The 8402-nt window shown below is 64.0% G+C and carries 10 protein-coding genes; 1 reads left to right on the top strand and 9 read right to left on the bottom strand.

What is annotated here, in order from left to right; all coding sequences use genetic code 11:
• Nucleotides 1-18: 18 nt before the first annotated feature.
• The 7 genes from QOH60_RS18240 to QOH60_RS18210 form a co-directional block, all read right to left on the bottom strand.
• On the bottom strand, nucleotides 19-1035 hold the full coding sequence (locus QOH60_RS18240; RefSeq protein WP_526422927.1) for an SDR family NAD(P)-dependent oxidoreductase: 1017 nt from the start codon (nucleotides 1033-1035) through the stop codon (nucleotides 19-21).
• A gap of 114 nt (nucleotides 1036-1149) precedes the next feature.
• Nucleotides 1150-2394, bottom strand: a complete 1245-nt coding sequence (locus tag QOH60_RS18235) for an acyl-CoA dehydrogenase family protein (protein WP_526422925.1) — start codon at nucleotides 2392-2394, stop codon at nucleotides 1150-1152.
• 24 nt (nucleotides 2395-2418) lie between these two features.
• Nucleotides 2419-3288 (bottom strand): SDR family oxidoreductase, encoded by an 870-nt coding sequence (locus QOH60_RS18230; protein WP_526422923.1) that lies wholly within the window; start codon nucleotides 3286-3288, stop codon nucleotides 2419-2421.
• Between the two features lie 2 nt (nucleotides 3289-3290).
• A complete protein-coding gene (locus QOH60_RS18225) occupies nucleotides 3291-4160 on the bottom strand; it encodes a MaoC/PaaZ C-terminal domain-containing protein (RefSeq protein ID WP_526422921.1) in 870 nt (289 codons plus the stop codon).
• Nucleotides 4153-4596: a type II toxin-antitoxin system Rv0910 family toxin gene (locus tag QOH60_RS18220; RefSeq protein WP_526422919.1), complete on the bottom strand. Its 444-nt coding sequence runs from the start codon at nucleotides 4594-4596 to the stop codon at nucleotides 4153-4155. The genes QOH60_RS18225 and QOH60_RS18220 overlap by 8 nt, the downstream gene beginning before the upstream one ends.
• Nucleotides 4597-4598: 2 nt before the next feature.
• Nucleotides 4599-5795: a thiolase family protein gene (locus QOH60_RS18215; protein WP_526422929.1), complete on the bottom strand. Its 1197-nt coding sequence runs from the start codon at nucleotides 5793-5795 to the stop codon at nucleotides 4599-4601.
• Nucleotides 5796-5876: 81 nt separating this feature from the next.
• The gene (locus tag QOH60_RS18210) at nucleotides 5877-6518 is read right to left on the bottom strand and encodes a TetR/AcrR family transcriptional regulator (protein WP_526422917.1); all 642 of its coding nucleotides are present in this window, start codon (nucleotides 6516-6518) and stop codon (nucleotides 5877-5879) included.
• Nucleotides 6519-6632: 114 nt separating this feature from the next.
• Between QOH60_RS18210 and QOH60_RS18205 the strand changes: the two genes are divergently transcribed.
• Nucleotides 6633-7505, top strand: coding sequence for an alpha/beta fold hydrolase (locus tag QOH60_RS18205; protein ID WP_526422915.1), 873 nt, complete (start codon nucleotides 6633-6635; stop codon nucleotides 7503-7505).
• Here the strand turns inward: QOH60_RS18205 and QOH60_RS18200 are convergent.
• Nucleotides 7502-7663, bottom strand: coding sequence for a hypothetical protein (locus QOH60_RS18200; protein ID WP_526422913.1), 162 nt, complete (start codon nucleotides 7661-7663; stop codon nucleotides 7502-7504). The two genes, QOH60_RS18205 and QOH60_RS18200, sit on opposite strands and share 4 nt — an antisense overlap.
• A gap of 46 nt (nucleotides 7664-7709) precedes the next feature.
• A partial coding sequence (locus QOH60_RS18195) for an NAD(P)/FAD-dependent oxidoreductase (protein WP_526422911.1) occupies nucleotides 7710-8402 on the bottom strand: 693 nt, incomplete at its 5' end.

The following is an 8402-nucleotide window of genomic DNA, read 5'->3' as shown; positions in this document are numbered from 1 at the left end:
GTCCTCAGATTGATCGGGCTACCAATGGATTCCGCGAGTGGCCCGCACGAACGCCTCGCTGCGCTTGTCGAATTTCGCTGTGTCGTCTTTCGATTCGTCACCCTGCGCCGCGGCTGAATCGCCGAACATCGTGAACGCCCGATTGCGGACGTAGTCCATGATCATCGGGTTGACGGCGTCGGCGAACGCAGCGAACTGACCGAACGGCGGGCTCAGGCGTCGCGGCCTATGCACTATCGCATCGGCGATCACGCCCGCGGCTTGCTCCGGCGACAGAGTCGGGAATTGGTCATAGACCTTGGTAGGACTGATCATTGGCGTCTTCACCAACGCCATGTAGACCGTCGTGAATCTCACTCCGTCGTGGATCGTTTCGGCCTGCAAGGAATCGCAGAGCGTGTCAAGCGCGGCCTTGCTCGCGATGTAGGCGCCGAAGCGCGGTGCTCTGGTCTGCACACCGGCGGACGACATGTTGATGATCTGGCCCGAGCCCTGCTCTCGCATCCCCGGCACGAACTTGAGTATGAGCTGCACCGCGCCGAGATAGTTGAGCTGCATCGTCCGCTCGTAGTCGTGGATGCGGTCGTACGACAGCTCCAGCGAGCGACGGATGGATCGGCCCGCATTGTTGATCAGGATGTCAACACTGCCCAGATCGGCGAGCACTTTGTCAGCCATCGTGGCGATCGCATCGGTGTCCGACAGGTCGCACGGGTAGACGTGAGCGACGCCGCCGTCGTGCTGTATCTCGTCGGCTACCTTCTCGAGGTTCTCGGGTGTGCGCGCGACGAGCGCGACGTGACCTCCGGCGCGAGCGATCCGCTTGGCCGCGGCCTCGCCGATGCCAGAAGATCCCCCGGTGATCAAGACCGTTTTCTTCTCGACAGCTTCGTCGAGGGTGCGGCCCTGGACCGCGTCGACCACATTCTGCAGGTAGAAGGGCCGGTACCGGCCAGCCGAATTCGGCGTGTTCAGCAGGTTGGACACCGCCGCGATCGGCTTCTCGACGAGTGCCGTGAGGTCACCCAGTTTCATCGTTGATCTCCTGCGTCGGTCGACAGGAGAGCCTGCCCGTTAGCGGCGGTGCTGAAACTTTGCGGTGGCTAGTCCCGGCTACTTACTGGCGATGCCGCTTGCGCGAAGAGAGAATTACTTGAGCAAATCCTTGGCGATGTGCGTCACCTGGATCTCGTTGCTGCCTGCGTAGATCATCAGCGACTTCGCATCGCGAGCCAGCTGTTCGACCCGGTATTCGGTCATGTACCCATTGCCGCCGAACAGCTGGACCGCGTCCATCGCCACATCGGTGGCCGCCTCCGAGCTGTACAGCTTCATCGCCGACGCCTCCGCAAGCGTCGGCAACTTCCCGGCGCGGACGCGCTCGAGCGTCGAGAACACCATGTTCTGCACGTTCATCCGGGCGATCTCCATCTTGGCCAGCTTGAGCTGGATGAGCTGGAAATTGCCGATGCTCTTGCCCCATAGCATGCGGTTCTTCGCATAGTCCACGCACAGGCGGTGGCACTCGTTGATGATCCCGAGCGACAGCAAAGCCACGCCCATGCGTTCACCCGCGAAGCTCTCCCGGGCACTCTCGCGGCCGTCGCCATCGCCGTGCTGTTCCGTCTCTCCGAGGAGCCGATCCCTGCCGAGCCGGACATCGTCGAAGAACAGCTCGCCCGTCGGCGAGGCGTGCATGCCCATCTTCTTGAACGGCTTGCCCTGCGTGAAACCTGGCATGCCCGAGTCGAGGACGAAGGTCAGCACCTGCCGGTCGCGTTTGTCGCCGCCCGACCCGTCGTCCAACTTGGCGTAAACGATGACCGTGTCGGCGTACGGACCGTTGGTGATGAACGTCTTCTGACCGTTGAGGATGTAGTCGTCGCCGTCACGGCGGACGTAGGTCTTCATCCCGCCGAACGCATCGGACCCGGAGTCGGGCTCCGTAATCGCCCACGCTGCAACCTTTTCCATCGTCACCAATGGCGGCAGCCAGCGCTCCTTCTGGGCCAGGGTGCCGCGGGACATGATAGTCGCGGCACCGAGACCGAGGCTGACGCCCACCGCGGCCACTGTGCCGAGGCTGACCCCGGCGAGCTCGCTGATCACGATGCACGCCATCGAAGCCTGCTCCCCGCCAGCGCCCGGGCCCCCGCCGCTCCCGGCTGACGACGTCTCACCGCTTTGCAGCTGGGCTCGCTCGCGGTCCAGCATGTTCTTGACCGCCTCAGCAGCGAGCACGTCAAGGCCGAACTCGCTGAACAGCTTTCGGATGATCGGGTAGGGCGTCATCTCGCCGCTTTCGAGCGCATCGACGTTCGGCCGCACCTCCCTGTCAATGAACGCGCGCACCGCGTCACGGACCAGCAAATCTGTCTCGGACCACTCGATCATCGGCGATTCTCCTTGCTGTGGGGCTCAGTTGGGCAGCCGGCCGGCGATGTCGTCGATGGCCCACGGGCCGTCTGTCTCGATGGTCTCGACGTCGTGCCATCCGCCCAACCGCGAAATCGCGCCGCCCTGAACGGCATACACCCGGCCGGTGATCGGGCACTTCTCCGTCGCGAGATAAGCCACCAGCGGTGAGATGTTGGCTGGGCTGAACAAGTCGAGCTCACCGTCCTCCGGTTCACTCATCAGCGTCCCCATCCCGGGGGTGGCGAGCGTGAGCCGGGTCCGCGCGATCGGCGTGATCGCGTTGACCCGCACGCCGTACCGTTCGAGCTCCTCCGCCGCGACCAGTGTCAGCGCGGCGATCGCCGCTTTGGCCGAACCGTAGTTCGCCTGGCCCGGGTTCGGAATCGTCGTGCCTGACCCCGATGCCGTGTTGATCACAGCGGCGTTCGGCTGATCGCCCGCCTTGCTCTGCGCCTTCCAGTATTCGGCCGCATGGCGGAGCATCGCGAAGTGACCCTTCAGATGCACCGCGATCACCGCGTCCCACTGCGACTCCGCCATGCTCGCAATGAACGAATCACGCAGGATCCCAGCATTGTTCACCAGTACGTCGAGCCGCCCGAACTCGCGAATGGCTTGCTCGACGATCTCTTTCGCATCGTTCCAATCCGCCACGTTTCCTGAGTTGGCCACGGCCGTGCCGCCGGCGGCAGCGATTTCGTCGACGACCTCGTGCGCCGGGCCGGAGTCCGCGCCCTCGCCGGTGTTGTCGCCGCCGAAGTCGTTGACGACGACGGACGCGCCTTCCTTGGCGAAGAGCAGCGCATGCTCGCGCCCAATGCCGCGACCTGCTCCGGTGATGATGGCGACCCGACCTTCTAGCACTCCCATGGTCAGCTCCCGTCTGCGATCTCGGCGAGTCCGTCGGTGATGACGAAGTCCTCGCCGCGGGCGGTCTCGAACGCATACCCGGTCACACCATCACTGCCGCCGGACTTCCAGATCCTGGTCTCCAGGTCGTCTCCGGGAAGCACCATCTTCGCGAAACGAACCGCGAACCGCTTGAGGCGCTTGGTATCTGACGAACCCACCTCGGTCAGCACGCCCCACGACGTCATCGCCATCGTGCACAGGCCGTGCGCGATGATCCCGGGCAGCCCCGCGCTGAGCGCAACCTCCTCGTCGAGGTGGATGGGCATCGGGTCACCAGAGGCAGGCGAATACCGGAACGTCTGATCGAGGTCGACGTGCGCGTGGGCCTTCGCCAGCGGAGCCTGCTCGTGGAGCGCGTCGTCGAACTTGTGGCTGGGGCTGAGCTCACCTACCGCCTTGGCGGCGTTGAACCCCCGCACGAACGTCGTGACGTACTGCTCGTTAACCAGTTCGCCGTCCTCGGTGCGGCATTCGAGCTTGATCGCCGAACGGGTGCCCTTCTCCAACCCCTCGTAGCCGATCATCATGGCCCGCGATACCAGCTTGTCGCCGGGGTAGATCGGCCGGTGGAAATGGAAGTCCTGCTCGCCGTGCACAATTCGCGGAATCAACTCGACCGGCATCACCTCGACCGCAGGCACCAATAGCGCCTGGAATACCGGTACGATCGCGAATACCGGCGGTGCGATGTCGCCGGCGCGATGGGCCTCGATCGGATCGTTGGTGGCGGCGGCGTACTCGGCGATGCGTTCCCGGGTGACCTCGAAATGCTCGGGTTCACTCCACTCGTCGAGATGACTGTCGTCGAACGCTAGCTCCTCATCAGGCATGGGCGGCCGCCAACTCCGTCAACTGAGCGAGCGTCTTGTCAAGTTGTTTGGCGCCGTCCTTCTCGACGGCCTTACCGAGAGCGCCCTTGATCAGCGCGCCGTCGAAATCCCCCGACAGCGTGAACTTCGACGCGGCGTCGCCGACTGGCTCGAGGTTGAACGTGAAGGCGCACTTCACATTTGCCATGCCTGTGCCGCTCATGGACAGCGAGCGTGGCGCATCGACGCTGTTGACCGTCCAGTCGATCTTGTTGGCCATGCCCAGCATCACGATCTTGGCCGCGAGCTGCGTACCTGGCGTCAGCGTCGTGGGCACCTCGGACATCCACTTATCGTGGATGCTGAACCAGTCCGCCCACGTCGATGGGTCGGCGATCAATGCCCAGACCGCGTCGACGGGGGCGGGCAGCTCGCGTTCAGCCTCGATATGTCCCATGGTCAGTTGCTCCGATCGGCGCGCTGGTAGGCGGTGACGACAGCGGCGCCGCCGAGTCCGATGTTGTGTTGCAAGGCGGCGGTGACATTTTCGACCTGGCGCGCGTCAGCGGTTCCGCGCAGTTGCCAATTCAGCTCCGCGCACTGCGCCAGCCCGGTGGCACCCAGCGGATGCCCCTTCGAGATCAGCCCGCCGGACGGGTTGACCACCCACCGTCCGCCGTAGGTGGTATCGCCGTCGTCGATGAGCTTTCCAGCCTCACCCTCACCGCACAGCCCGAGCGCCTCGTAGAGCAACAGTTCGTTGGCTGAGAAGCAATCGTGCAACTCGATGACCTGGAAGTCCTCGGGCCCGAGGCCCGACTGACCGTAAACCTTCTGCGCCGCAGCCTCGTTCATGTGGTGGCCGATGATGGCCTTGGCGGTGCCGTCGTAAGTGGTCTCGAAGTCGGTGGTCATCGCCTGGCCGACGATTTCGGTGGCCTGGCCGGCAAGCCCGTGCTTGTCGACGAACGCCTCGGAGGCCAGGATCGCCGCCGCTGACCCGTCCGATGTCGGCGAGCACTGCAGCTTGGTCAGCGGGTCGTAGATCATCCGCGCGGCCAGGATGTCCTCCAGGCTGTACTCCTCCTGGAATTGGGCGAACGGATTGTTCACCGAGTGCTTGTGATTCTTAAAGCCGATCTTCGCGAAATGCTCTGCGGTGGTGCCGTATTTCTTCATGTGCTCGCGACCCGCGGCGCCGAACATGTAGGGCGCCGGCGGGAATGCGAACTCCTCGATTTCGGCGATCGCGACGATCTGCTTCTCCATCGGGTTGGCCCGGTCGCCCCACGTCGATTCCAGCGAGCCTGGTTTCATCTTCTCGAAGCCCAGCGCGATCGTGCAGTCGGCCAGTCCCCCGCGGATCGCCTGGGCGGCCATGTACAACGCCGTGGAGCCCGTCGAGCAGTTGTTGTTGACGTTGACGACGGGGATGCCGCTGAGTCCGAGTTCGTAGAGCGCCCGCTGACCGGACGTGGACTCGCCGTACACGTAGCCGACGTAACCCTGCTCGACCTCGCTGTAATCGATACCGGCGTCGGCGAGCGCCTTGGCGCCGGATTCCTTAGCCATGTCCGGGTAGTCCCAATTCTCCCGGCGTCCGGGCTTTTCGAACTTCGTCATCCCGACGCCCACGACATAGACCTTGTCGCCGATCTTGTTGGCCACAGCTACCTCCGGCTCCCTCGTTGGATGTGAATTAACATACACAGCGGTACGTAAATGGGAAAGTTCGAGTCAGGGGCGCAGCGCCGCCCACAGTTCGACCAGCGGTTCGGCCAGCCTGCGGAGGTTGGCCGACGCCCGGTCCCATCGTCTCCTCGCACGCGACGGGTCGGTGTCGACGAAGCTGGCGATCAGGATTCCTCGTAGCGCGTCCATCGCGATGTAGAGGAAGTCGAGCATCGACTTGTGGATTTCCTCCGGGACGTACTGTCCGACCGCAGCCATCAGATTGCTCGCCACGATCGACTCGAACTTGGCCACTTCGCGTCCCAGCGCGGGATCGGTGCGGCCGGCGACCCAGAGTTCGACCGCGGCGATGAACAACGGCCCTTCGTGCACATCCCACAGCAGCGCAAGCAATTTGCCGACAGGATCCTCCGTGGACGTGAGGTCACCGACGGTCGCCACCACGGCCGCAGCGCGTTTGGATGCGAGATGCTGAAGGGCCGCGATCACCAGATCGTTCTTCGACCCGAAGTGGTGCACCTGGGCGCCGCGGGTGACACCGGCCATCTCGGCCACCCGCGGAGTAGTGGTCCCGTTGTAGCCGTACTTCACCAAACAGTCGATTGTCGCGTCCAGCAGCCTGCCTCGTGTCTCGGCGCTGCGCTGCTCCTGCGTACGGCGCACGGCACGGGCGGGAATGGTCACCATAGATACATACCAGAGTGTACGTAAGTTGTCCCGTGTCGGCGGTCACCCGGCCACACTGCGGTGGTTTCTGACACGATTGCGGTGAGTGAGGACAAAACGGGGGAGTCTATGACCATGGGTGATCTCAAGTTCGTCGAATTGCACGGTGACCGCGTCGCGTACCGCGACCAGGGAAGTGGCGAGGCGTTGCTGCTGATCCACGGGATGGCCGGGAGTTCGGAGACGTGGCGCGCGGTGATGCCGCGGCTGGCCAAGAACTACCGGGTGGTGGCGCCGGATTTGCTGGGCCACGGCGAGTCGGCAAAGCCGCGCGGCGATTACTCGCTCGGCGCGTTCGCGGTCTGGCTGCGCGATTTTCTCGACGAGCTCGGCATCACCCAGGCGACGATCGTCGGGCAATCACTTGGTGGTGGCGTAGCGATGCAGTTCGTCTATCAGCATCCCGACTACTGCCGGCGCCTGGTACTGATCGCAAGCGGAGGCCTGGGGCCGGACGTCGGACTGATCCTTCGGCTTCTCTCTGCGCCGGGCGCCGAGCTGATATTGCCGGTGGCGGCGCCGAGGCCGGTGCTCCGGGCGGGAAACAAGGTGCGCGGCTGGTTGAGCAGCGCCGGTATCCATTCACCACGCGGCACCGAGATGTGGACCGCGTACTCGTCGCTTTCGGACCGCCAGACGCGGCAAGCCTTCCTTCGAACTCTGCGTTCCGTGGTCGACTACCGAGGGCAGGCAGTCAGCGCGCTCAACCGATTGCAGATGGTGGCGGACCTGCCAATAATGGCGATCTGGGGAGACCGCGATGCGATCATCCCCGTCGACCATGCCTACGCTGCGCACGACGTACGCAAGGAGACCCGCCTCGAGGTGCTTCCTGGGATCGGACACTTCCCCCAAGTAGAAGCTCCGATGGAAGTGGTGGATCTGATCGAGGACTTCATGTCCACCACTGCCAAGCAGCCTGTGCCGAGCAAGGAATCCAAGGCCTAAGCAGTCGGCTCGTCGCCCGACCCTTTCTTCGGTTCCTGCTCGCGGGCGCTGGGTTTGCCCGGAACGTCGTCGGCCTCTCGCTGGCCCTTCACGCTCTCGTCCAGCTCGTCGACGATGTTTTCCAGCTTTTCATTGCGGTCGGACGGTCCCGATGTCATGGCGTTCGCTTACCCGGGCCGCCTGTCGTTGAACCGCCGCTGTGAGTCACCGCACGGTGTCCGCGGCGCGCGCTTCGAGCCCGGCCAGCGCGTCGTCGTCACGCCATTTCTTCAGGATGTCTGCGTATTCGGTGGGTCCGCCGATGAAGAAGCTGCCCTGTTGTGTCCGGTGATCCAGCCGGCCCTCCCGGTTGTAATAGCCAGGCGTGCACGCTTTTCTGCGCTGCGCGATCAACGCAGATCGTTCCATGACCGTCTGCACCCAGCCGGCTTCGGCGGAAGCCGACGCCTCGATCTCGACGATCCCGCGGCCGAGTGCCGCCGCGATCAGCCATGCCACATGCGTGGCCTGCACATCGAGCAAGTATGGGAAGTTCACTGTAAAACCCGACTGCGCAATGCTTTCCACGAAGCAGTTCGGGAACCCACGCACATGCAGACCGTGGAACGTCCGCACGCCGTCGGCCCACTTGTCTGTCAGTGTCAGCCCGTCGCGCCCGACCACCTCGAAGCCGGTGCGCTGCGCGTATTCGGTCCCCACCTCGAAGCCGGTCGCGAAGATCAGGCAGTCGAGTGCGTGCTCGACTCCGTCGACGACGACCCCATGCTCAGTGATCCGCTCGACCCCGAGACCGCCTGTGTCGACAAGGATCACGTTGCCGCGGTTGAAGGCTTGCAGATACTCATCATGAAAACAGGGCCGCTTGCAGTAGTAGCCGTACCACGGCTTCAGCGCCTC

Origin of the sequence: Mycobacterium sp. (genome assembly GCF_032159765.1) — a bacterium.
In the GTDB taxonomy this organism is placed as follows: Bacteria; Actinomycetota; Actinomycetes; order Mycobacteriales; family Mycobacteriaceae; genus Mycobacterium.
The sequence above is the reverse complement of the archived record's forward strand: the minus strand, read 5'-3'. Positions and strand labels throughout refer to the sequence as shown.

Bases quoted from the DNA above. Each gene is read 5' to 3' on its own strand.
- QOH60_RS18240 (WP_526422927.1), bottom strand. From the start codon at position 1,035: ATGAAACTGGGTGACCTCACGGCACTCGTCGAGAAGCCGATCGCGGCG.
- QOH60_RS18235 (WP_526422925.1), bottom strand. From the start codon at position 2,394: ATGATCGAGTGGTCCGAGACAGATTTGCTGGTCCGTGACGCGGTGCGC.
- QOH60_RS18230 (WP_526422923.1), bottom strand. From the start codon at position 3,288: ATGGGAGTGCTAGAAGGTCGGGTCGCCATCATCACCGGAGCAGGTCGC.
- QOH60_RS18225 (WP_526422921.1), bottom strand. From the start codon at position 4,160: ATGCCTGATGAGGAGCTAGCGTTCGACGACAGTCATCTCGACGAGTGG.
- QOH60_RS18220 (WP_526422919.1), bottom strand. From the start codon at position 4,596: ATGGGACATATCGAGGCTGAACGCGAGCTGCCCGCCCCCGTCGACGCG.
- QOH60_RS18210 (WP_526422917.1), bottom strand. From the start codon at position 6,518: ATGGTGACCATTCCCGCCCGTGCCGTGCGCCGTACGCAGGAGCAGCGC.
- QOH60_RS18205 (WP_526422915.1), top strand. From the start codon at position 6,633: ATGGGTGATCTCAAGTTCGTCGAATTGCACGGTGACCGCGTCGCGTAC.
- QOH60_RS18200 (WP_526422913.1), bottom strand. From the start codon at position 7,663: ATGACATCGGGACCGTCCGACCGCAATGAAAAGCTGGAAAACATCGTC.